The 22,873-nt window shown below is 65.1% G+C and carries 20 protein-coding genes and 1 pseudogene; 11 read left to right on the top strand and 10 right to left on the bottom strand.

The genetic code is table 11. The features are described from left to right. The first annotated feature begins 67 nt into the window (after nt 1-67). Nucleotides 68-2,269, top strand: a complete 2,202-nt coding sequence (locus tag DFR45_RS05810; RefSeq protein WP_114482773.1) for a c-type cytochrome — start codon at nt 68-70, stop codon at nt 2,267-2,269. A gap of 74 nt (nt 2,270-2,343) precedes the next feature. Here DFR45_RS05810 and DFR45_RS05805 read toward each other — a convergent pair whose 3' ends face one another. After that, complete coding sequence (locus tag DFR45_RS05805) at nt 2,344-2,925, bottom strand: TetR/AcrR family transcriptional regulator (protein ID WP_241659281.1); 582 nt, start codon at nt 2,923-2,925, stop codon at nt 2,344-2,346. A gap of 93 nt (nt 2,926-3,018) precedes the next feature. Here DFR45_RS05805 and DFR45_RS05800 point away from each other — a divergent pair, with 93 nt between their 5' ends. The 8 genes and pseudogenes from DFR45_RS05800 to DFR45_RS05765 all read left to right on the top strand — a co-directional run bounded on the left by DFR45_RS05800 (nt 3,019) and on the right by DFR45_RS05765 (nt 10,834). Beyond that, nucleotides 3,019-3,525, top strand: a complete 507-nt coding sequence (locus DFR45_RS05800; protein WP_114482771.1) for an HPP family protein — start codon at nt 3,019-3,021, stop codon at nt 3,523-3,525. Between the two features lie 100 nt (nt 3,526-3,625). After that, nucleotides 3,626-4,667: pseudogene (locus tag DFR45_RS05795) on the top strand (SPFH domain-containing protein). An 84-nt stretch (nt 4,668-4,751) separates the two neighbouring features. Beyond that, nucleotides 4,752-6,317: a DUF4178 domain-containing protein gene (locus tag DFR45_RS05790; protein ID WP_114482770.1), complete on the top strand. Its 1,566-nt coding sequence runs from the start codon at nt 4,752-4,754 to the stop codon at nt 6,315-6,317. A 124-nt stretch (nt 6,318-6,441) separates the two neighbouring features. After that, nucleotides 6,442-6,663, top strand: a complete 222-nt coding sequence (locus DFR45_RS05785; RefSeq protein ID WP_114482769.1) for a DUF350 domain-containing protein — start codon at nt 6,442-6,444, stop codon at nt 6,661-6,663. A 91-nt stretch (nt 6,664-6,754) separates the two neighbouring features. After that, the gene (locus tag DFR45_RS05780) at nt 6,755-8,317 is read left to right on the top strand and encodes a polyamine aminopropyltransferase (protein WP_114482768.1); all 1,563 of its coding nucleotides are present in this window, start codon (nt 6,755-6,757) and stop codon (nt 8,315-8,317) included. A gap of 57 nt (nt 8,318-8,374) precedes the next feature. Continuing rightward, nucleotides 8,375-8,608, top strand: coding sequence for a hypothetical protein (locus DFR45_RS05775; protein ID WP_114482767.1), 234 nt, complete (start codon nt 8,375-8,377; stop codon nt 8,606-8,608). Beyond that, nucleotides 8,605-9,081 carry a type II toxin-antitoxin system VapC family toxin gene (locus DFR45_RS05770; protein WP_114482766.1) on the top strand — a complete coding sequence of 159 codons (477 nt, stop codon included), beginning with the start codon at nt 8,605-8,607 and terminating at the stop codon, nt 9,079-9,081. Before DFR45_RS05775 ends, DFR45_RS05770 begins: the two co-directional genes overlap by 4 nt. Before the next feature lie 118 nt (nt 9,082-9,199). After that, a complete protein-coding gene (locus DFR45_RS05765) occupies nt 9,200-10,834 on the top strand; it encodes an FAD-dependent oxidoreductase (protein ID WP_114482765.1) in 1,635 nt (544 codons plus the stop codon). 5 nt (nt 10,835-10,839) lie between these two features. On the opposite strand, the gene DFR45_RS05760 is transcribed toward DFR45_RS05765, so the two are convergent. Continuing rightward, the gene (locus tag DFR45_RS05760) at nt 10,840-11,211 is read right to left on the bottom strand and encodes an S-adenosylmethionine decarboxylase family protein (protein WP_114482764.1); all 372 of its coding nucleotides are present in this window, start codon (nt 11,209-11,211) and stop codon (nt 10,840-10,842) included. Nucleotides 11,212-11,606: 395 nt separating this feature from the next. Here DFR45_RS05760 and DFR45_RS05755 point away from each other — a divergent pair, with 395 nt between their 5' ends. Then, entirely contained in the window at nt 11,607-12,596 is a 990-nt protein-coding gene (locus tag DFR45_RS05755; RefSeq protein WP_114482763.1) for a magnesium and cobalt transport protein CorA, read from the top strand. Nucleotides 12,597-12,643: 47 nt separating this feature from the next. On the opposite strand, the gene DFR45_RS05750 is transcribed toward DFR45_RS05755, so the two are convergent. From DFR45_RS05750 to DFR45_RS05725, 6 genes are all read right to left on the bottom strand, one after another. Beyond that, on the bottom strand, nt 12,644-13,393 hold the full coding sequence (locus DFR45_RS05750) for a 5'-methylthioadenosine/adenosylhomocysteine nucleosidase (RefSeq protein ID WP_114482762.1): 750 nt from the start codon (nt 13,391-13,393) through the stop codon (nt 12,644-12,646). Between the two features lie 38 nt (nt 13,394-13,431). Next, entirely contained in the window at nt 13,432-15,108 is a 1,677-nt protein-coding gene (locus tag DFR45_RS05745) for a long-chain-fatty-acid--CoA ligase (RefSeq protein WP_114482761.1), read from the bottom strand. A gap of 40 nt (nt 15,109-15,148) precedes the next feature. Further along, nucleotides 15,149-16,576 (bottom strand): NAD(P)(+) transhydrogenase (Re/Si-specific) subunit beta, encoded by a 1,428-nt coding sequence (locus DFR45_RS05740; protein WP_114482760.1) that lies wholly within the window; start codon nt 16,574-16,576, stop codon nt 15,149-15,151. A 33-nt stretch (nt 16,577-16,609) separates the two neighbouring features. Then, nucleotides 16,610-16,927: a proton-translocating transhydrogenase family protein gene (locus DFR45_RS05735; protein WP_114482759.1), complete on the bottom strand. Its 318-nt coding sequence runs from the start codon at nt 16,925-16,927 to the stop codon at nt 16,610-16,612. 82 nt (nt 16,928-17,009) lie between these two features. Next, on the bottom strand, nt 17,010-18,125 hold the full coding sequence (locus tag DFR45_RS05730; protein WP_114482758.1) for a Re/Si-specific NAD(P)(+) transhydrogenase subunit alpha: 1,116 nt from the start codon (nt 18,123-18,125) through the stop codon (nt 17,010-17,012). A gap of 87 nt (nt 18,126-18,212) precedes the next feature. Next, nucleotides 18,213-18,689: a winged helix-turn-helix transcriptional regulator gene (locus tag DFR45_RS05725; RefSeq protein WP_114482757.1), complete on the bottom strand. Its 477-nt coding sequence runs from the start codon at nt 18,687-18,689 to the stop codon at nt 18,213-18,215. Between the two features lie 117 nt (nt 18,690-18,806). Here DFR45_RS05725 and DFR45_RS05720 point away from each other — a divergent pair, with 117 nt between their 5' ends. Next, nucleotides 18,807-20,168 carry a D-amino acid dehydrogenase gene (locus tag DFR45_RS05720; protein WP_338324280.1) on the top strand — a complete coding sequence of 454 codons (1,362 nt, stop codon included), beginning with the start codon at nt 18,807-18,809 and terminating at the stop codon, nt 20,166-20,168. A gap of 416 nt (nt 20,169-20,584) precedes the next feature. Here the strand turns inward: DFR45_RS05720 and fba are convergent, their stop codons facing one another. Together fba and DFR45_RS05705 are read right to left on the bottom strand one after the other, a co-directional pair. After that, entirely contained in the window at nt 20,585-21,649 is a 1,065-nt protein-coding gene (gene fba / locus DFR45_RS05710; RefSeq protein ID WP_114482754.1) for a class II fructose-bisphosphate aldolase, read from the bottom strand. 106 nt (nt 21,650-21,755) lie between these two features. After that, complete coding sequence (locus DFR45_RS05705) at nt 21,756-22,871, bottom strand: class I SAM-dependent methyltransferase (RefSeq protein WP_114482753.1); 1,116 nt, start codon at nt 22,869-22,871, stop codon at nt 21,756-21,758. Nucleotides 22,872-22,873 lie beyond the last annotated feature (2 nt).

Genomic DNA, 22,873 nt, shown 5'->3' with positions numbered 1-22,873 from the left:
CCAAATACCCAGTGGTACGCCGTGAACGGTCTTCGCTCCGTGTTGTCCATTGCCTGGAAAGACCACGATGCCCCAATCACTTACCCCTTCAGCTGTCACAAAGATCCTCGGAGCCATCCCTCTTGTGCTGTTATGGACCATTGGTTATGGCAACCTATTTGCACAGGAGCAGCCGCAGCCCCGACCAACGCTCGGCCCGCAGGCCTCGCCCAACGCCTCCGCGCCGCAGGTCATTGACGACTTACCCGCAAGCTACGCCGCGGGCCTGGATGCTCCAACCAAGGCTTTGGTCGATAAAGGCCGTTACGTTGCACGCCTGGGCGACTGCGTGGCTTGTCATACGGGAGACAAAAGCAAGCCTTTGGCGGGCGGACTGGCGCTGACCACACCTTTTGGCAAGTTGTATTCGACCAACATCACGCCCGACCCGAAAACCGGCATCGGCCGCTACAGCTTCGAGCAATTCGAGCGCGTGATGCGCAAAGGTGTTGCGTCGGACGGCCACAACCTCTATCCAGCCATGCCCTATCCGTCGTATGCCAAGATGTCGACGGATGATCTCAAAGCGCTCTACGCCTACCTCATGAAAGGCGTCAAGCCAGTCGAACAAGCCAACCTGCCTTTGGGTATGTCGTTCCCTTTCAACCAGCGCTGGGGACTTGCTTTGTGGAACTGGGCATTTCTCGAAGGAAAGCCCTTCGAGCCCAACCCGCAGCAAAGCGCGCAATGGAATCGCGGGGCTTACATCGTTCAGGGCGCAGGCCATTGCGGCGCCTGCCACACGCCGCGGGGCATAGGTTTTCAAGAAAAGGCCATGTCCGAAGCCGGCCCCAAGGGCATTTACTATCTGGCTGGCGAGACAGTGGAAAACTGGCGCGCCCTGAGTCTGCGCGGATTGTGGACCCCGGAAGAAACGGCCGAAATGCTCAAAACGGGGCGCAATCGCCACGGCGCCGTCGCAGGCAACATGGTTGACGTGGTGCAGCACAGCACACAATACTTTACTGATAGTGATCTGCTGGCGATAGGCATCTACCTCAAGTCGCTGCCGCCCAGCGAATATGACAAGCCCATGCAGGTGGCGCCAAATCCCACTTTAGCCATTGCGCCTCCAGCCCCTCAGGGCCCTATAGCGCGGGCCGCGAACGTGCCCGTTGATCTTTATACCAGCCGCGGTGGCCTGGGTTATCTGCAGTTCTGCAACGATTGTCATCGCAGCGACGGCGCAGGGGTGGCAGGAGTATTTCCACCGCTCAGCGACAATCCTGCGTTGCAGCAAGACAATCCCGCAACCTTCGTGCACATCATGCTCACAGGGTCGAAATCGGCACAAACTCAAACTTATGCGCGTGTATTGACCATGCCCTCTTTCTCCCGCCTGAGCAACGAGGAAATTGCCGAGATCGGCAATTTTGTTCGCAAGAGCTGGGGGCGCTCCGAATCCAAGCCGATCACGACAGAAGTCGTGGCCGATATGCGCAAAGAGCTGGATGTCAAAAAAATCGACAACCGCAAGTTCGAAACGCCGCGGCTTGCCAACATGCTCAAGGAATCCAATGCACCGCAACTGGTGCAGGGCGCGCGCCTGAATCTCGAAACGCGCGATCTGCTGCCTCACAACGTCGGCAATGCGCTCAATTGCACCAGTTGCCATTTGAACGCTGGCACGGTGGCTGACGGCTCGCCCTACGTCGGCGTCTCTGCCTTCTTTCCGAGTTATGCACCACGTTCTGGCCGGGTGATTACTCTGGCCGATCGCATCAATGGTTGCTTCCTGCGTTCTATGAATGGCAAGGCTTTGCCCGTGGATTCCGCAGAAATGAAAGCCATGATCGCCTATTTCGACTGGATGAAACGCGAAACCAAACCAGAAGACAAAGTCGAAGGCCGTGGAGTGGGGAAGATTGACACGAAACTCGTTCCCAACGTTGCCAATGGCAAGCAAATTTACACAAATCAATGCGCGCTATGCCACGGCAAGGACGGCGAGGGCATCCAAAATGCAGGGCGCTGGATCTATCCGCCGCTGTGGGGCGACCAGTCTTTCAACATCGGCGCTGGAATGGCGCGCACCTATACGGCCGCTGCCTTCGTCAAACGCAACATGCCCATTGCGTTCCATGACAATTTCCCATTAGGGCAAGGTGGACTGACAGACCAAGAGGCCGTTGATGTGGCCGAATACTTCACCCACATGCCGCGGCCAGACTTTGCCGCCAAGGCAAAAGATTGGCCAAAGGACAAAAAACCTTTCGACGCTCGATATTGAGACCCGCTATTGAGATATGGACGTTTGAATTGGCGCTTGCTTGCACCTATCCGACTTGCGCAAGTGGGGAAAGATCATGCCCCTTTCTCACACAGGACACGCAATATTTTTTCAAGCGGCGCTAATGCAGCTTTCGGATTTTTCTCGATCTGCGCGCGCACGATGGCGCCATCCACTGCAATCGCTGCGGCCTGCGCAAGTTCGGCACGTGCTGCATTGGCAGGAAGCAGGGCGGCGATGGCGTCCTCCATGTCTTTTTTGTGGCGTAAAACGATAGCCGTCACCCATGGTTGCGTGCTGCCGAGTTCGACTGCGCTGTTGATGAACGCGCAACCTCGATAGTGGGGATCGCCAAACCATTCGGTCAGCGCAAAAACGACGGGCTCGAGAAGATATTGCCGATTTGTGGGCGCGCGCTCCAACGCCCCCTTGAACCATGCAAGCCATTTTTGGTGCCGATACTCGAGAAAGGCAGCCACCAAGTCGTTCTTGCCTGGGAAGTGCCGATAAAAGGTCACTTTGGTGACCCCGGCCTGCTGGATGACGCGATCCACCCCGGTTGCGCGTATGCCTTCCCGGTAAAACAGATCATGCGCAGCCAGAAGAATGCGCTCACGTGCGGGCAGTCCTGCCACGGATGGTTTTTCTTGCTGCACTGCTACCTCCCATGTAGACAGACCTGTCCACATCTTCTATCCTCCGTAATGTAGACAGATTCGTCTACATCAAACTCATGCAGGAGGTGGTTCATGTCGTTCATCGAATTCAAAAAAGGGGGCAGCGCGGCAACTGCAGCGGCACCCAGTTGGAAAAACATTGCGCTGGCATGGCTAGGCGGCGCGCTCGCCATTGCGGTCATCGCCAAGACGGGGGAATGGGCGTCCCTGCCATTGATCCTCGGCTCCTTCGGCGCGTCCTGCGTGTTGGTGTTCGGCTTTCCAGACTTGCCATTTTCGCAACCCCGCAATGTGCTGATCGGGCATCTTTTGAGCTCTTTCATCGGCTTGGTGTTCCTGAAGCTGCTCGGCGCACACTGGTGGGCATTGGCGCTTGCCGTTGGCACAGCGATCTCTGCCATGATGTGGACGCGCACCGTGCACCCCCCAGCGGGCTCCAATCCGGTCATCGTATTTCTGTCGCAGCCCTCCTGGAGCTTTTTATGGTTCCCGACGCTGACAGGGGCACTCCTCCTTGTGGTCGTTGCCCTGGCTTACAACAACGTCACCCGAGGGACGAAATATCCCAAATACTGGTGACCATACCCCGGACGGGGTATGACACGGTAGTCACTCCTGCGAATCCTGCTCCCCGGTGCGCAGTTATCATGCCGCGATCTCACTTTTCAGGAGCGCTCGCATGGCCCTCATGGACTTCATCAAGAAACAGTTCATCGATGTCATCCAATGGACCGAGTCGGGCGACGGCACGCTGGCCTGGCGCTTTCCGATGGCGGGCATGGAGATTCAGAACGGTGCCATGCTCACGGTGCGCGAATCGCAGGTGGCGGTGTTCGTCAACGAGGGGCAGGTGGCCGACGTGTTTGACCCCGGCATGCACAAGCTCGGCACCCAGACGCTGCCGGTGCTGACCTACCTGAAGAACTGGGACAAGCTCTTCGAGTCGCCCTTCAAGAGCGACGTGTATTTTTTTCAGCACGCGCCAGCAGCTCGACCAGAAATGGGGCACGCCGCAGCCCATCAGCATCCGCGACCAGGACTTCGGCGCCGTGCGCCTGCGCGCCTTTGGCAACTATGCGTACCGCATTGCCGACCCCAAGGCCTTCCACATCAACGTCTCGGGCACGCGCGACAGCTACACCACGGCCGACCTGGACGGGCAGCTGCGCGGGCTGGTGCTGCAAAACATCAGCAACGCCATTGCCGCAAGCGGCCTGCCCTTTTTGGACCTGGCGGCCAACCAGAGCATGTTTGCCGAGGCGCTCGCGCGGCAGTTGCAGCCTGAATTTGCCAAGCTCGGGCTGCAGCTCGACGGCTTTACGGTGCAAAGCGTGTCGCTGCCTGAAGAGCTGCAAAAAATCCTCGACCAGAAAATCGGCATGGGCATGGTCGGCAACGACATGGGCAAATTCATGCAGTACCAGACCGCGCAGGCCATCCCCAAACTGGCCGAAACCGCAGGCGCGGGCGGCGGCATTGCGGGCGATGCGATGGGCCTGGGTGCCGGCGTGGCGCTGGGCCAGGTGCTGGCGCAAAACCTGCAGGCCGGGCTGCAAGGAGGCGCTGCGGCCGCCACCACCCCGGCTGCGGCGCCTGTCGGCGTAAAGCCCGAAGAGGTGATGGCCACGCTGGAAAAGCTCGCCGAACTCCAATCCAAGGGCATCCTGACGCAGCAGGAGTTCGACGCGAAGAAGGCCGAGCTGCTGAAAAAGCTCGTCTGAGGGTCCACCGTTGCGCTATTGTTTAAATAGCTTCCAGCGCTTGCCCCTTGGTGCCTAAAGCCCCAAAACGCTCACACATCGCCGATGGCCCTTGACGCCACCCAGCGCCACTACCGCGCGCCCTGCCCTGGCTGCGGCGCGCCGGTGGAGTTTCGCAGCGCGCAAAGCACGCATGCGGTCTGCGCCTATTGCCAGAGCACGGTGGTGCGCAGCGGCGAGGTGCTGGCGCGTCTGGGCAGGATGGCCGAGCTGTTCGACGACCACAGCCCGCTGCAGCTGGGCGCGAGCGGGCGCTTTCAGGAGGGCGGCAAGGCGCTGGCCTTCACCCTCGTCGGACGGCTGCAATACAAGTCCTCCACGGGCGTGTGGAGCGAGTGGTACGCGCTGCTGGAAGACGGCAACATCGCCTGGCTGGCCGAAGACAACGGCGCCTACGTCTTCACGCGGCCGCTGGCGCCCACGCGGCCCCTGCCCGACGCGGCACGGTTTCGCGTGGGCACGGGCACGGCGATCGAGGGCAAGCCATTCAGCGTCACCTTCAGCGAGCTGGTCGCGCTGATCGCGGCGCAGGGCGAGCTGCCCAAGCTGCCGCCGCTGGGCGTGCCCTTTGCCGTGGTCGAACTGCGCAGCGCCGACGGCGAGGTGCTGAGCCTCGAATACAACCCGGCAAGCGCGGGCGTGCCGCCCGCCAGTACGGCGGCGCCAGACCCGGCCGCCCCGGCGCCCCCGCAACCTGTCGCACCCAGCGTCTCGCGCGGGCGCGCCGTCCTGCTGGAAGAGCTGCAACTGCAAGGTCTCAAGGACGAATCCGCGCGCGAAGAAAAGGCGCGCCAGTTCAACTGCCCGCACTGCGGCGCGCCGGTGCAGGTGCAGCTCGAACGCAGCAAAAGCGTCACCTGCAGCGCCTGCCACAGCATCATCGACCTGAACCAGGGCCTGGGCGGCGAGCTGCGCCACGCCCAGCAGGACGAGCCCGTGCAGCCGCTCATCCCCCTGGGCGCGACCGGCCAGCTGCAGGGCGTTCCATGGCAGGTGGTGGGATTTCAGCACCGCATGGGGCAGGTGCCCGGCGAGGACGAGCTGTTCGGCTGGGACGAATACCTGCTCTACCACCGCCAGCGCGGGTTTGGCTTTCTGGTGGACTCCACCGAGGGCTGGAGCCTGGTGCGACCCACTACGGGCGCCCCCACGCTCGCGGGCAGCAATGCCCGCACCGCCACGTATTTGGGCAGCACCTACACCCTGCAATACAGCTACGAGGCCGAAACCACCTACGTCGCGGGCGAGTTTTACTGGCCCGTGGCGCGCGGCCAAAAAACCTTCAACCGCGACTTCGCCAGCGCCAAGGGCCTGCTAAACATGGAGCAGACCGCGACCGAGGTCACCTGGTCGGCCGGCAGCAGGCTCAGCAGCGACACCGTGGCCCAGGCCTTCGGTCTGCAGGGCCAGGCCGCCATGTTCCGGCGCAACGATGTCAAGCCCTTTTCCGCCGCGCCCCAGCTCAGCCTGCGCACCATCGTGATCGTGGTGCTGCTGCTCATCGTGCTGCTCATCCTCCTGAGGTCGTGCGGCCCCGCGTTCGTGGGCAGCGGCATGCGCAGCGCGGGCGGCTCGTATGGCGGCTATTCGAGCGGGGGCGGGCACAAGTGAGCGCACCCATTTTTTCCCTCTGGACTTACGCAAACAAGGATGCAGCAAAGTGTTTTGCCATGGGGCGCTCGCTTTGCCTGACCCCGATTTGCGTAAGTCGTGTCCCTTTTCCCAGGAGGTTTCCATGGAACTTGAATGGCTCAAGCCTGCGGCATTCTTCGGCTCGGTGGTGTACGCGCTGATCGGCGTCGTCGTTTTCTGGCTCGGCTTCGTCGTCATCGACAAGATCACGCCCTACGACCTGTGGGCCGAAATCGTCGAAAAGCAAAACCGCGCGCTGGCCCTGGTCGTGGCCGCAATGTGCCTGGGCATATCGATCATCGTGGCGGCGGCGATCCACGGGTGATGGTTTTGCTCCGACTGCGCAGACGCGGACGCACGCCCCGCCGCGCCAGCGTGGGCTGTGCCCGGCCTGCCCGCTCTTTCTTCTTTCTGACATGAGCCCCGACATCAGCGCTACCGCTCCCCCTCCAAGCGCCTTGCCCGCCCCGCGCCCCGTCGAAATCGCCCTGCTCGCGAGCGTCTTCGTGGTGGCGGCGTGCGGGCTGCTGTACGAGCTCGTGGCGGGCACGCTCGCGTCCTACCTGCTGGGCGACTCGGTGCTGCAGTTTTCCACCATCATCGGCAGCTACCTGTTCGCGATGGGCCTGGGCTCGTACCTGTCGCGCTTTTTCGAGCGCCAGCTGCCCGCGCATTTCCTGCGCATCGAACTGCTCGTGGCGCTCGCGGGCGGCATGCTGCCGGCGCTGCTGTTCCTGGCCAATGCCTACGTGCCGGGCGCGTTCCGCTTTGTGCTCTACACGCTGGTGCTGCTCGTGGGCATGCTCGTGGGGCTGGAGATTCCGCTCGTCATGCGCATGCTGCGGCGCCATGTGGCGCTGCGGGACCTGGTCTCGCAGGTGCTCACCTTCGACTATCTGGGCGCGCTCGCGGTGTCGCTCGCGTTTCCGCTGCTGCTGGTGCCGCGGCTCGGGCTGGTGCGCACGGGGCTGCTGTTCGGGCTCATGAACGCCGGCGTGGCGCTGTGGACGCTGTGGATGTTCCGCCACGAGCTGCGCCAGCTGCGCGCGCATGCGCTGGCCGGCCTGCTGACCTGCGCGGCGCTGGGCGCGGCCCTGTTCGGTGCCGAGCGCATCAGCACCCTGGCCGAAGACAGGTTCTACCAGGCCCCCATTGTCTTTGCCGCCTCTTCGCCCTACCAGCGCATCGTGGTCACACACGGGCGCGCCGGCTACCGCCTGTTTCTCAATGGCAACCTGCAGTTCGCGCAGCAGGACGAATACCGCTACCACGAAGCCCTGGTACACCCCGCGATGGCCGCCCACGGCGCCCCGCGGCGCGTGGCCGTGCTCGGCGGCGGCGACGGCATGGCGGTGCGCGAAATCCTCAAGTACCCTTCAGTGCAGGAAGTCGTGCTGGTGGAGCTCGACCCGCGCATGACGCAGCTCTTTTCCACGCACGAGGCGCTGGCCGCGCTCAACCACTACGCGCTGCGCTCGCCCAAGGTCAAAATCATCAACACCGACGCCTTCCAATGGCTGCAAGACGGGAAAGACACCTTTGACGTGATCGTGGTGGACTTTCCCGACCCGACGAACTTCGCCATCGGCAAGCTCTACACCCACAGTTTCTACGCCCTGCTCGAGCAGCGCCTGGCCGCGAGCGGCTACGCCGTGATCCAGACCACCTCGCCGCTGGTGGCACGCCAGAGCTTCTGGACCGTGGTGCAGACCGTCGAATCGGTCGGCCTGCGCGCCATGCCCTACCATGCGCACGTGCCCAGCTTTGGCGAATGGGGCTTCATCCTCGCCAGCCACCGTCCCTGGCGCCCGCCCGAAGCCCTGCCCGCAGGCCTGCGTTTTCTGAGCGTGGCGACGCTGCCGCTGCTGTTCGACTTCCCGCTCGACATGGCGCGCGTGCCCGCCGAGGTCAACCGCCTGTCGAATCAGGTGCTGGTGACGCGCTATGAGCAAGAGTGGGGGAAGGTGGCTGCGCATTGACCCTGCGCGCCGGCGAAGCCACAATGTTGTTGAAATTTTCAACAACCTGACCCCATCATGAGCACCGTCAATTTCAGCGTCCCCGACGATGTCAAAGCCCTGTTCAACGCCACGTTTGAAGGGCAGAACAAGAGCGCGATCATTGCCGAACTGATGCGCGAAGCCGTGGAGCGCGAACACCAGCGGCGGCGCAGACAACAAGCCTATGCGCGCATCCTGGCGCGCAGAGAAAGCGCCCCCGCCTTCACCGAAACACAGTTGCGCGCGGCCCGCGAAGAAGGGCGTCCGTGAACCCCGTCGTGGTCGATGCCAGCGTGGCCGTCAAATGGTTCGTTTCTGACCCTGCGCAGGAAGCCCATTCAGACACCGCGCTGCGCCTGCTCGCAAGTGCCGTGCAGGGTCATCTGGCGCTGCTGCAACCGCCACACTTTGTCGCGGAAGTGGCCGCAGTGTTGGCACGCCTGCTGCCCCAATCCGCCAGTGAAAACATCCTGGACCTGCTCGATCTGCTCGACATGGAACGCGACGCCACACAAGACGCCGCGATCTATGCGACCGCCGTGAAATTGGCGACCACGCTCGACCACCACCTCTTCGACACGCTGTACCACGCGCTGGCCTTGCACACCCCCACAGCGGTGCTGGTGACGGCCGACCACCGCTATTTCGACAAAGCCCATCATCTGGGAGCCTGTCGAACTTTGGAGTCGTCGGCTGCGAATGCGCCGCAGCGGCCCATTTTTCACCGTCTTCTTGCCCCATAGCACCACTATGGGGCTGCGAATCCGGCAAAAATTGGTCTCGCTGGGGCGCATTCTCGCTATCGACGCCCAAAGTCCGACAGGCTCCTGGGCGCATGGTCTGGCTCGCTGACTTTGCCGCATGATCCGGCGTCGCCACCTTCTTGCCGCCAGTGCCCTGCCCTTGCTCGGCTGCGAACCCGCACCCGCCATCACCGGCGGCTTTACCGGCATCAACGTCGCGCGCGGCCATGCGCTGCGCGATCTAGGCACGCCGCCCGCGCCGCGGGCCACACGGCGCACGCAGGTCGTCATCGCGGGTGCGGGCGTGGCCGGGCTCGCGGCGGCGCGGGCGCTGCGCCTGCGCGGCATCGAGGACTTCGTGCTGCTGGAGCTGGAGGACGATGCCGGCGGCAACGCGCGCGGCGCTGCGGTGGGCGGCATCGCCTGCCCGCAGGGGGCACATTACCTGCCGCTGCCCGGTGCGGACGCACACGAAGTGCAAGACCTGCTCGAAGAATTCGGCCTGCGCCGGCGTGTGTCCGGGCGCTGGCAGTACGACGAACTCTCCTTGTGCCACAGCCCGCAGGAGCGGCTTTTCTTTCGCGGCGCGTGGCAAGAGGGCCTGCTGCCACTGGCCGGCGTAGGCGCCGACACGCTCGCGCAGTACCGGCGCTTTGCCGCGCAGGTGGATGCGCTTGCGCACGCGAGCCGTTTTTGCATTCCGGCACTGCGCGCGCCCTTCACTGCGCAGCATGCGGCGCTCGATGCGCAAACGGCCGACGCCTGGCTGCGCGCCCAGGGCCTGACCGATGTGCATCTGCGCTGGTACCTCGACTACTGCTGCCGCGACGACTACGGTGCGGGGCTGCAGCGCGTGTCCGCCTGGGCCTGCATCCACTATTTCGCGAGCCGCCACGGCTTTCGCGCCCCGCAGGCCAGCGCGACCCCCGAAGACCTGGGCGCCCAAGGCGGCGCCGATACCGAGAACGACGCCGTGCTCACCTGGCCCGAGGGCAACGCCTGGCTCACGCGCCGGCTTGCCGCGCCCTTGGGCGAGCGCCTGCACACCGGCCACAGCGTGCTGCGCATCCGCACGGAGCGCCACGGCGTGGCCGTCGATACGCTGCGCCATGCCGACGGCAGCGTCGTGCGCTGGCAGGCCGCGCAGTGCATCGTCGCGCTGCCGGCGTTCGTCGCCGCGCGCGTGATCGAGCAGCCGCCGGCCTGGCTCGTGGACATTGCGCGAAACCTGGCCTACGCCCCGTGGCTGGTGGCCAACCTGCACCTGGCGGCGCCGCTGCAAGACCGCCCCGGCGCCGCGCCGGCCTGGGACAACGTGGTCTATGGCGAGCCCGGCGGGGGGCTGGGCTACGTCGATGCGCGCCACCAGAGCCTGGACCCGCGCCCCGGCCCCACGGTGCTCAGCTACTACCGCGCGCTCGGTGACCTGCCCGGCGCGCGCCAGCAGCTCCTGACGCAGCCCTGGGGCCACTGGCGCGACGCCATCCTGGCCGCACTGGCCGCGCCCCACCCCGATTTGGCGCAGCGCCTCACGCGCATGGACATCACCCGCTACGGCCACGCCATGGCCATCCCGCAGCCCGGCACGCTGCGCCGGCTGCGTCAACTCTCAACCGCCATCACGGACGCACGTGGCGCGCAAACCGCAAATGTGCGCAGTGGCCGCCTGCACTTCGCCCACGCGGACTGGTCCGGCTATTCGATCTTCGAGGAAGCCTTCACGCGCGGCCATGCGGCGGGCGGCGCGGTGTAAGGGCGTCATCCGCCGCGCTGCAGCGCGTGGCGCTCGGCGTGCCGCGGCTCGAACAGCGCGAGCAATTCCGCCATGAGCGCCTGCGCCTTGGCGCTGTGGTCAGCGCCGAAATTGCACACGTACACATCCAGCGTCACGGCCTTGCGCTCGGGCCAGGTGTGCACGCAGACATGGCTTTCGGCAAGCAGCAGGGCCGCAGTCACCCCGCCGGGGCCGTGGCGGGTTGCTGCAAAGGTGTGCAGCAGCTCGCCCACCACCTGCAGCCCCGCGGCCTGGGCCGCATCACGGCAGGCCGCCCCGAGCAGGCTTGCATCGACGAGCCAGCGCGCGGCGCAGCGGCAGTCGTGAAGGTCGGCGGTCAGGTGCAGGCCGTGCATGCGCGCACTGTAGCGGATCGGCCGCCACGAAAGCCGCCTGTCACGAAAGCCGCCGGCTGCAATGCCATAATCCGCCGCTTTAACCCAGATTGTTCATTAGGACGCGGGATGATGGCGAGGCGGCTGGCGCAGCAGTTTGGTCAGCGGCTGAGAAGCCCATGGCCGGCGCCATTGACGCCGAAGCAGCGGGCAAAATGACCGTCAGCCGTCCGCCAGCGCCCGCGTAGGCGCGCAGCGCCGCCTAATGGACAATCTGGGTTTAACGGAGACATCCCATGGAAACCTACCCTAGTCGGTAGCTTTCAACTCCCGGACTGCAAAAAGCATGGGGGTTGAAAGCACCGCATCCCCCTTCGCCCGTTTTCTCAGACGCCACGCACCCCGGGAGTGAGCCCATGCTCAACATTTTCACGCTCGTCAACGGCCGCCTGTTCCAGGAAGAGATCGAATCGCTCGAGGAGCTCGCCAAATTCCAGCCGATCTGGGTCGATCTGGAAGCGCCCACGCTCGAAGAAAAGCGCTGGATCAAACAGCACTACGGCCTGTCCATCCCCGAGGATGCGATGGACGACGACATCGAAGAGTCCGCGCGCTTTTACGAGGAAGACAACGGCGAGTTGCACATCCGCAGCGACTTTCTGATCGACGACGACGAAAACCCGCGCTCGGTGCGCACGGCCTTCATCCTGAACCAGCACAACACCAACCTGAAGAGCCGCGGCGTGCTGTTTTCGATCCACGACGAGGACGTGCCGGTGTTTCGTCTGCTGCGCTTGCGCGCGCGCCGTGCGCCGGGGCTGATCGAGGACGCCAAGGACGTGCTGCTCAAGCTCTTCGATGGCGACGCCGAATACTCGGCCGACACGCTCGAAAACATCTACGACGAGCTCGAAAAGGTCAGCCGGCAGGTGCTCGCGGGCGACGTGACCGACGCGCGTGCGGGCGAGGTGCTTTCGGCCATCGCGCGCCAGGAGGACTTGAACGGACGCATCCGCCGCAACGTCATGGACACGCGCCGCGCCGTGAGCTTCATGATGCGCAGCAAGATGCTCAACGCGAGCCAGTTCGAGGACGCGCGCCAGATCCTGCGCGACATCGAGTCGCTGGACAACCACACGGCGTTTTTGTTCGACAAGATCAACTTCCTGATGGACGCCACGGTGGGCTTCATCAACATCAACCAGAACAAGATCATCAAGATCTTCTCGGTGGCCAGCGTGGCGCTGCTGCCGCCCACGCTGATCGCAAGCATCTACGGCATGAACCTGCAGTTTCCCGAGCTCGAACTGCTCGGGCCCGCCATGTACCCCTACGTGCTCGCGCTGATGGTGGTGTCGGCCATCGGCCCGATGTGGTACTTCCGCAAGCGCGGGTGGTTGATGTAGAAATTGGCCGTTTGCGCTTATGGAATAAGCGCAAACAGATATTCATTTCATAGCTTTTGCAGCAAGTCCTGCACGATGCGCTCGGCATAGCGGCTGGCCACCGTGCGCACGAACTGCGGAAAGTCGATGTGCGCGCTGTCGTCGGCGCGGTCGGAGATGGTGCGCACTGCCGCAAAAGGCAGGCCATAGTCGTGGCAGACCTGGGCCACGGCGGCGCCTTCCATCTCTACGGCCAGCACCTCGTGGCCGCCAGTGAGCAGCGCGGTGCGCAGGCGGTGCGCCTCGTGTGCGCTCGCGACGAAACGGTCGCCGCTGGCCACCAGGCCGTAGTGCACGCGCGGGTGCCCGGCCTGGTATTTCAAGCCAAAATGGCCTTCAGCGCTTGATACACAAGCACGAGCAGCTTCCAATAGCAGAGCAGATAGCGCCGCATCGCAGGCCAGGCGCTGGCGGCCATAGCCGGGCAGCTCCCAGCGCGCGAAGAGCGGTGAGGCGTCCATGTCGTGCTGCACGTAGTCCTGCGCCACGACCACGTCGCCCACCTGCACGCCCGTGCCCACGCCACCGGCCACGCCGGTGAACACGATGCGCGCGACGCCGAAGCGCTCGATCAGCGCCGTGGCCGTGGTCGCCGCGGCCACCTTGCCTATGCCCGAGAGCGCGAGCACCACGCTCTGGCCGTGCAGCGTGCCGCGCCAGACGCTGCGCCCCGCGTGCTGCAGGTGCTGCGGCTGCTGCAGCTGCGCGAGCAGGCCGCTTTGCTCCTGCGGCAGGGCGCTGAGGATGGCGGTGGGCATGGAGGGGTCAAATCCCTAAGCAGACCGAAAGCGGACGCTCACTTCTGGTGCAGCTCGCGCCGCAGCACCTTGCCCACCGTCGTCTTGGGCAGCTCGTTGCGGAATTCGATCACCTTGGGTCGCTTGTAGCCCGTGAGGTTTTCGTGGCAGAAGGCGCGCACCTGTGCTTCGGTGAGGTTGGGATCGCTGCGCACGATCACGACCTTGACGGCCTCGCCCGATTTTTCGTCGGGAATGCCGACCACGCCGCATTCGAGCACGCCGGGGCAGCTCGCGATCACGTCTTCGACCTCGTTCGGATAGACGTTGAAGCCGCTCACGAGGATCATGTCCTTCTTGCGATCGACGATCTTGAAGTAGCCGCGTGCGTCCATGGTGCCGATGTCGCCCGACTTGAACCAGCCGTCCGCCGTCATGACCTTGGCGGTTTCGTCGGGACGCTGCCAGTAGCCGGCCATGACCTGCGGGCCGCGGATCGCGATCTCGCCGGGCTGGCCCAGCGTGGTGACGTCGTGGCCGTCTTCGTCGAGCAGCTTCATCCAGGTGCTGGGCAGCGGCACGCCGATGGTGCCGGTGAACTCGCGCGTGGTCACGGGGTTGCAACTCACCGAAGGGCTGGTTTCGGACAGGCCGTAGCCTTCGCAGATCGGGCAGCCGGTTTTTTCGAGCCAGCGCTGCGCCACCGCCCTTTGCACGGCCATGCCACCGCCCACGCTGACCTTGAGGTGACGCCAATCGACGGTGTCGAAGTCGGGGTGGTGCAGCAGCCCGTTGAACAAGGTGTTGACGGCGGCAAAGATGTGAAAGCGGTGCTGCGACAGCTCCTTGAGCACGGCAGGCAGGTCGCGCGCGTTCGGCACCATGATGACCTTGTTGCCCGTGCGCAGCGGCAACAGCAGGTTCAGCGTGAAGCCGAAGATGTGGTACAGCGGCAGCACGCAGGCCGTTGCGGGCTGCTCGCCGGGCGGGATTTGCGCCATCGCGGGGGCGTTCCAGGCTTCGGATTGCAAGGTGTTGGCGACGAGGTTGCGGTGCAGCAGCATCGCGCCTTTGGGCGTGCCCGTGGTGCCGCCCGTGTATTGCAGCACGGCCAGGTCTTCAGGGGCCAGTGGCGGCGGCTGCAGGCGCGCGCGCCGGCCCGCACGGATCGCCTCGTTGAAGCGCACGGCTGCAGGCAGGCTGAAGGCAGGAACGAGCTTTTTCAAGTGCCGCACCACGAAATTCACCACCGCGCCCTTGGGCCAGCCGAGCAGATCGCCGAGCGCGCACAGCACGACGTGCTGGACCGCGGTCTGCGCGATGCACTGCTGCAGGGTGTGGGCAAAGTTTTCGAGCAGGATGATGGCCTTGGCGCCCGAGTCCTTGAGCTGGTGTTCGAGCTCGCGTGGGGTGTAGAGCGGGTTCACGTTCACGACCACGCAGCCCGCGCGCAGCACCGCCGCCACGGCCACCGCGTACTGCGGCATGTTGGGCATCATGAGCGCCACCCGGTCGCCTTTGACCAGGCCCAAGCCTTGCAAATAGGCCGCGAGCGCCTGTCCGAGCGCGCCGGCATGCGCATAGCTGAGCTCCTTGCCCATGAAGCTGTAGGCCGGGCGCTCGGCGTAGCGCGCAAAGGCCTCGTCGAACAAATGCACGAGCGTGGGAAAGCGCAGCGGGTCGATGTCGGCGGGCACGCCTTCGGGGTAGGCGGCGAGCCAGGGGCGGTCGGTCATGGTGTTTTGCCTCCTTTGTCTTTGGGTTTTCGTTTGCGGCTCATTCGAGCGCCTTGACGATGTCCTCGACCACCTTCTTCGCGTCGCCGAACACCATCATGGTCTTGTCCATGTAAAAGAGCTCGTTGTCCAGCCCCGCGTAGCCCGCGGCCATGGAGCGCTTGTTGACGATCACGGTCTTGGCCTTGTAGGCCTCGAGGATGGGCATGCCGTAGATCGGGCTGCCCTTTTGCAGCGCGGCGGGGTTGACCACGTCGTTCGCGCCCAGAACGATGGCCACGTCGGCCTGGCCGAATTCGTTGTTGATGTCCTCCATCTCGAACACCTGGTCGTAGGGCACCTCGGCCTCGGCCAGCAGCACGTTCATGTGGCCCGGCATGCGCCCGGCCACGGGGTGGATCGCGAACTTCACGGCTATGCCTTTTTCGCTGAGCTTTTGCGCGAGCTCCTTCACGGCATGCTGCGCGCGCGCCACCGCCAGACCGTAGCCCGGCACGATGATCACGCGCTCGGCATTGCTGAGCACGAAAGCCGCATCCTCGGCGCTGCCCGTCTTGACCTGGCGCTGCACCTGGGTCGCCGCGCCCGCTGCGGCCTCGCCGCCAAAGCCACCCAGAATCACGCTGAAGAACGAGCGGTTCATGGCCTTGCACATGATGTAGCTCAGGATCGCGCCCGAACTGCCCACGAGCGAGCCGGCAATGATCAGCATGCTGTTGTTGAGCGAAAAGCCAATGCCCGCCGCGGCCCAGCCCGAATAGCTGTTGAGCATGGACACGACCACCGGCATGTCGGCCCCGCCGATCGGGATGATCAGCGTCACGCCGATCACGAAACCCAGCACGCACACCGCGGCAAACGCAATGGCGCCCTGCGTCTGCCAAAACAGCGCCACGCCCACGAGGGCCAGCACGCCCAGCAACAGGTTGAGCCAGTGCTGGCCCGCAAACACCACGGGCGCGCCCTGGAACAGCCGGAACTTCGACTTGCCCGAGAGCTTGCCCCAGGCGATCACCGAGCCGCTGAAGGTCACGGCGCCGATGAACGCGCCCAGCGCCAGCTCGATGCGGTTGCCCGGCGGAATGCCGCCCTGCTCGCCCGCACCTTCCATCACGCTGAAGGCTGCGGGCTCGGCCACCGTGGCGGCGGCGATGCACACGGCAGCCAGGCCGATCATGCTGTGGAAGAACGCCACGAGCTCGGGCATCTTGGTCATCTCGACGGTCTTGGCGCGCCAGGCGCCGTAGCCGCCACCCACGACCAGCCCCAGCAGCACCCAGCCCAGGCCCTGGGCCGAGCCGGCGAGCCGCAGGATCAGCGCCGCCGTGGTCAGCACGGCGATGGCCATGCCCGTCATGCCGAAAATGTTGCCGCGGATCGAGGTGGTCGGGTGGCTCAAGCCCTTGAGCGCCTGGATGAAGCACACGCTGGCGACGAGGTACAGCAGCGTGACGAGGTTCATGCTCATCGGATTTCTCCTTTATTGGTAGCTGTTGGCGCTTTATTCATGAGCCTTAGAGGCCGATTTCTTCTCTTTTTTCTTGAACATTTCGAGCATGCGCCGCGTGACCAGAAAGCCGCCGAAGATGTTGACCGCCGCGAGCGCCACCGCGGCCACGCCGAGGAACTTGGCAAAGCCGCCCTGCGTGAGCGCGGCCGCGAGCATCGCGCCGACGATGACGATGGCCGAGATGGCGTTGGTCACCGCCATCAGCGGCGTGTGCAGCGCGGGCGTGACGGTCCACACCACGTGGTAGCCCACGTAGATCGCGAGCACGAAGATGGTCAGGTTGATGAGGGTGGGCGAAACGGCTTCCATGGGGTGTCTCCAGCAAAAAGAAACGAATCAGGGCTGCGCCGGGCGGTAGCAACGCCAAGCGCGCGCAGCGCCCGGCAGCGGACTACTTGCGCGTCACCGCGCCTTGGTGCGCCACCAGGCAGGCGGCGACGATGTCCTCCTGCAGATCGATCTGCACGCCGCCCTCCTTGGGCAGCACCAGCTTCAGAAAGTCGAGCACGTTGCGCGCATACAGCGCCGAGGCGTCGGCCGCGACGAGCGCGGGCAGGTTGGTTTCGCCGATCAGCGTCACGCCGTGCTTGAGCACCGTGCGCCCAGGTTCGGTGAGCGGGCAGTTGCCGCCCTGGTGCGCCGCGAGATCGACGATCACCGAGCCCGGCTTCATCGCGCGCACCATGTCCTCGGTCACGAGCACGGGCGCGGGCCGGCCCGGGATCAGGGCCGTGGTGATGAGCACGTCGGCGAGCGCCGCGCGCTTGGCCACTTCGGCCTTTTGGCGCTCGAGCCAGCTTGCCGGCATGGGGCGCGCGTAGCCGCCCACGCCTTCGGCGGCTTCCTTTTCTTCCGCGGTTTCGTAAGGCACGTCGATGAACTTCGCGCCCAGCGACTCGACTTGCTCCTTGACGCTGGGGCGCACGTCCGAGGCCTCGATCACCGCGCCCAGGCGCTTGGCCGTGGCGATGGCCTGCAGGCCGGCCACGCCCGCGCCAAGCACGAGCACGCGCGCGGCCTTCACGGTACCCGCCGCCGTCATGAGCATGGGAAAGAAGCGCTGGTAGGCATTGGCTGCGAGCAGCACGGCCTTGTAGCCCGCGACGTTGGCCTGGCTGGAGAGCACGTCCATGCTCTGCGCGCGCGTGGTGCGCGGCGCGGCCTCGAGCGCAAAGGCGCTCACGCCCGCCTGCGCGAGGCGCTCGAGCCCCGCGCGGTCGAACGGATCGAGCATGCCCACGAGCACGGCGTCCGGGCGCAGCAAGGCGAGCTCGGCTGCGCTCGGCGCGCGCACCTTGAGCACCACGTCGGCGCCAAAAGCCGTGGCGGCGTCGACGATCTCGGCGCCCGCCGCCTGGTACGCCGCGTCGGGCACACTCGCCGCGATGCCGGCGCCGGCCTGCACGCAGAGCTGGTGCCCCTGGGCACAGAGTTTTTTCACCGTCTCGGGGGTCGCCGCGACCCTGGTCTCCCCCGGCATGGTTTCCGCAGGCACACCGATGCGCATCTTGTCTCCTTGCTGAACGTGGTTCGTGGATGGACGAAACGACACAGGAGCTTACATGATCCCCCAACGAGGCAGCGCCTTTTTTCGCTATGACAAGTCCAGCGGCAGCGCGAGCCCCTCTTTGATCTCCTCCATCACCACGTAGCTGTTGCTCTGCGCGGGCACGGGGATTTTGCGCAGGATTTGCGCGAGCAGCTCGCGGTACTCGCTCATGGCCGACAGGCGCGCCTTGATGAGGTAGTCGAAATGCCCCGACACCAGGTGGCATTCGAGCACACGCGGCTCGTGCAGCAACTCATCGCGCAGCTTTTGAAACAGCTCGCCCGACTTGGACGAGAGCGTGAGCTCCACGAACACCAGCAGCGGCCGCCCCAGCGCCTGCGGGTTGACGTGCGCGTGGTAGCCGGTGATGACGCCGCTGCGCTCGAGCCGGCGCACACGCTCGCTCACCGGCGAGGCCGAGAGCCCCACCTCCTGCGCAAGCTCAGTCAGCGGCACGCGGGCGTTGCGCTGCAGCACGTCGAGAATTTTGCGATCGATACGGTCGAGTTCGGGGGTAGCCATGGTTTTTTCGGTCGAAACCGCTGCAAGGGCACATTAAGCACTGTTTTTTGCTGCCACCAGCCCTCATTTCAGTGAAGTTTGCGGCACACATCTTCCTATAGTCGCTCCACCACTGCAATCGGGGAGCACCCCCAGCACCTTTGGGAGACAGCAATGAAAGTCATCGTTCTCGGCGGCGGGGTGATAGGCGTCACCACGGCCTACTATCTGGCCCGCGGCGGCGCCGAAGTCACCGTGGTCGAGCGCCAGAGCGGCCCGGCGCTCGAAACCAGCTTTGCCAACGCGGGGCAGATCTCGCCCGGCTACTCCACGCCTTGGGCCGCACCGGGCATCCCGCTCAAAGCGCTCAAGTGGATGCTGCAGCGCCACGCGCCGTTTCGCTTTCGCCCCGACGGCTCGCTGTTCCAGCTGCGCTGGATGGCGATGATGCTGCGCAACTGCACCAGCGCACGCTATGCCGTCAACAAGGAGCGCATGATGCGCGTGGCCGAATACAGCCGCGACTGCCTGCGCCAGCTGCGCGCGGACACCGGCATCGCGTACGACCAGCGCACGTTGGGCACGCTGCAGGTGTTTCGCACCGCCCAGCAGCTGCAGGCCGCACAGCGCGACATCGCAGTGCTCGAGGCTTGCCACGTGCCGTACCGCCTGCTCGCCGCCGACGCGCTGCCGCAGATCGAGCCCGCGCTCGCACACGCGCGCGGCCTCACCGGCGGCCTGCACCTGCCGGGCGACGAAACCGGCGACTGCCACCTCTTCACCACACGCCTGGCCGAGATCGCGCGCGGGCTGGGCGTGCAGTTCTCGTTCGACACCACGGTGCGGCGCTTGCTCTGCACAGGCACCCGCATCACGGGCGTCGAAGTGCAGACGAGCGCGCAGGGCGATGTACGCAGCCTGCACGCCGACCAGGTCATCGTCGCGCTGGGCTGCGCCTCGCGCGAATTGCTGCAGGCGCTCGGGCTCGACCTGCCGGTGTACCCGGTCAAGGGCTACTCGCTCACGGCGCCCATCGTCGACACCGAGCGTGCACCGCGCTCCACGGTGCTCGACGAGAGCTACAAGATCGCCGTCACACGCCTGGGCGCGCGCATCCGCGTGGGTGGCATGGCCGAACTCGCCGGCTATGATCTGCGTCTGAACCCACGCCGGCGCGCCACGCTCGAGATGGTCACGCAAAGCCTGTTCGCGGGCGCGGCCGATCTGCCCGCCGCGAGCTTCTGGACGGGCCTGCGCCCCATGACGCCCGACGGCACGCCTATCCTGGGCCGCGCGCCGGGCTGGGACAACCTGCTGCTCAACACCGGCCACGGCACGCTGGGCTGGACCATGGCCGCCGGCTCGGGCAAGCTGCTCGCCGACCTCACGCTCGGCCGCCAGCCCGACATTCGCACCGACGACCTCGGGCCGCAGCGCTACGGCCGCATTCCGCAGGCTGCATCCTCCGCCGCGCAGGAGCAGCGCTCAGCGCCTGCGTGAACACCGCTTTCTCCGTCCGGCGCGCAATGGCGGCAAGCGGCGGCTGGCGCTCGATTTGACCTTAGCCGAGGGGCAGCCCGTCATTGCGAGCCCCGCAGGGGCGCGGCAATCCAGTCCCGCCTTGCCAAGGGACGCAGGCACTGATCCCAAGGCCCCGTGGATTGCCACGGGCCTGACGGCCCTCGCAATGACGGGAATGAGCGTCACGCACTCTAGTGTAGTGTTTGATGCTTGATGCGACAAATAAAACCGATGGATTTTTGGTCTGGGCAAGGCGCAAACCGCAGCGATACCGGGTGGTATCGCGAGGATTTGCAACGCGGCCCAGGCCGAAAAGACGCGGTCTTATGTCGCAGATAGCGTCGAACACTACACTAGGTGCCACCGCCGAGTGAGTCGTTTTGGTTGCGCAAGGCTCAGCGCACGAGCGGCGCGAGCTCGCCGCGCGCATAGCGCTCGGCCATCACGGAAAGCGGCAACCCTTTGATTTTGGAGCCCTGTCCTGCGCAGCCGAATTCGAGGTAGCGCTGTTTGCACACGGCTTTGGCGGCCTCGCGTGCGGGCTTCATCCATTCGCGCATGTCGAACTTGTCGGGGTTTTCATGCATGAATTTACGCACTGCGCCGGTCATCGCGAGGCGGATGTCGGTGTCGATGTTGATCTTGCGCACGCCGTAGCGGATCGCGCGCTGGATTTCCTCGATCGGCACGCCATACGTCTCTTTGATCCTGCCGCCATACTGGTTGATGATGGCGAGCAGCTCCTGCGGCACGCTGCTCGAGCCGTGCATCACCAAGTGCGTGTTCGGAATGCGCTCGTGGATTTGCTTGACACGGTCGATCGCGAGAATATCCCCTGTGGGCTTGCGCGTGAATTTGTACGCGCCGTGGCTGGTGCCTATGGCGATCGCAAGCGCATCGACCTGCGTAGCCTTGACGAACGCGGCGGCCTCCTCGGGGTCGGTCAGCATCTGGCTGTGCTCCAGCTTGCCCGCGGCACCAATGCCGTCTTCCTCCCCGGCCTTGCCGGTTTCGAGCGAGCCCAGGCAGCCGAGTTCGCCCTCCACGGTCACGCCCACCTTGTGCGCCATTTCGACCACCTGGCGCGTGACGCGCACGTTGTAGTCGAACGGCGCGGGCGTCTTGCCGTCTTCGAGCAGCGAGCCGTCCATCATCACCGAGCCGAAGCCGAGCTTGATCGCGCCCTCACACACGGCCGGGCTCGTGCCGTGGTCCTGGTGCATCACGAGCGGGATGTGCGGGTACGCCTCGGCGGCGGCCTGGATCAGGTGCTTGATGAAGCTCTCACCCGCGTACTTGCGCGCGCCGGCGCTGGCCTGCAGGATCACGGGCGCCCCCACCTCGTCGGCCGCGGCCATCACGGCCTGGACCTGTTCGAGGTTGTTGACATTGAAGGCTGGAATGCCATAGCCGTTTTCGGCGGCGTGGTCCAGCAGTTCGCGCATGGAAACGAGTGGCATGGTGGTGCTCCCTGAATCTAGTGGATCGAATATGAGAAGAAAGTGCTGCGGTTTTCGAGTGTAGCCGCGCGCACCAGTGTGGGGAAACGGCTCGAATGGCCCATGCTCACAACCTGTGCGTGCGGTCGCCGTGCACAAAGCCTCGCGCATCCCAGGGCGCGCCCTTGGCCAGCGCCAGCACCTTGAACAGCTCGCCCATTTCGTGCTCCAGGATCAATTTGGCCGCTTGCGCACGCCCCGCCTGCGTGAGCTGCTCCATTTTTGATACCAAGCCGCAATTGATCAGAAAGTGCGCCTGCGTGGTGTAGCCCAGCACCGCAAAGCCCGCTTCCTGCGCCGCGAGCGCGATCCCCGTGAAGTTCACGTGCGCCGTGATGTCCTTGGCGCCTACGTCGGCCAACGGGTCGGCATCGACCTGGTGCGCGCGGTGGCACACCAACGTGCCCATGTGGCGCTGCGGGTGGTAATACTCGCTCTCGCCAAAGCCATAGTCGAGCAACAACACCGCGCCGCGCACGAGCCGCTCGCCCAGCGTGCGCACGAAGGCTTCGGCTTGGGGGTGGATTTCGGTCGAATAATCGTGCACGCCCGCAATCTCGAGCGGCGGGCGCAAGTCGGTGGGCCGATCGCGCCAGACGAAGCGCGTGGCCTCAGCGTCCCAGCCCACGCCGCGCTCGTGCCACACGCCGTCGCTGCGCTGCAGCAGCTTGACGGGCATGGCGTCAAGTACCTCGTTGCCCAGCACCACGCCCTCGAAGCGCTCGGGCAGCGTGTCGTGCCACTGCAGCTTGTGCGCATGGCGCGCGAGCAAAGCCTGCTGGCGCGCGCGCAGGCTGGCCGAAAGCTCGACGATGTGGTAGCGCTGCACGCACACGCCCAGCACCTCCAGCGCATCGAGCAGCTGCAAGGCCAGCGCGCCCGAGCCCGCGCCGAATTCCCACAACTCCTGCGTGCCCGTCTGCTCGAGCGCCTCAGCCACCTGCACGGCCAGGGTCTGCCCGAACGCTGGCGAGAGCTCGGGCGCCGTGACGAAGTCGCTGCCCGAATCTGGCAGCAAGCCAAACTTGGGCGCCGCGCCCGCGTAGTAACCCAGCCCCGGTGCGTACAGCGCCAGCGCCATGAAGCGGTCGAACGGCAACCAGCCGCCGGCGGCGGCGGTGATGGCCTGCACGATAATTTGCACCAATTCGGTCGGGGCGCTCTCGGTCGGAATATGAGGCATAC

The organism is Extensimonas vulgaris (assembly GCF_003337425.1).
GTDB classification, from domain to species: domain Bacteria; phylum Pseudomonadota; class Gammaproteobacteria; order Burkholderiales; family Burkholderiaceae_C; genus Extensimonas; species Extensimonas vulgaris.
The sequence above is the reverse complement of the archived record's forward strand: the minus strand, read 5'-3'. Positions and strand labels throughout refer to the sequence as shown.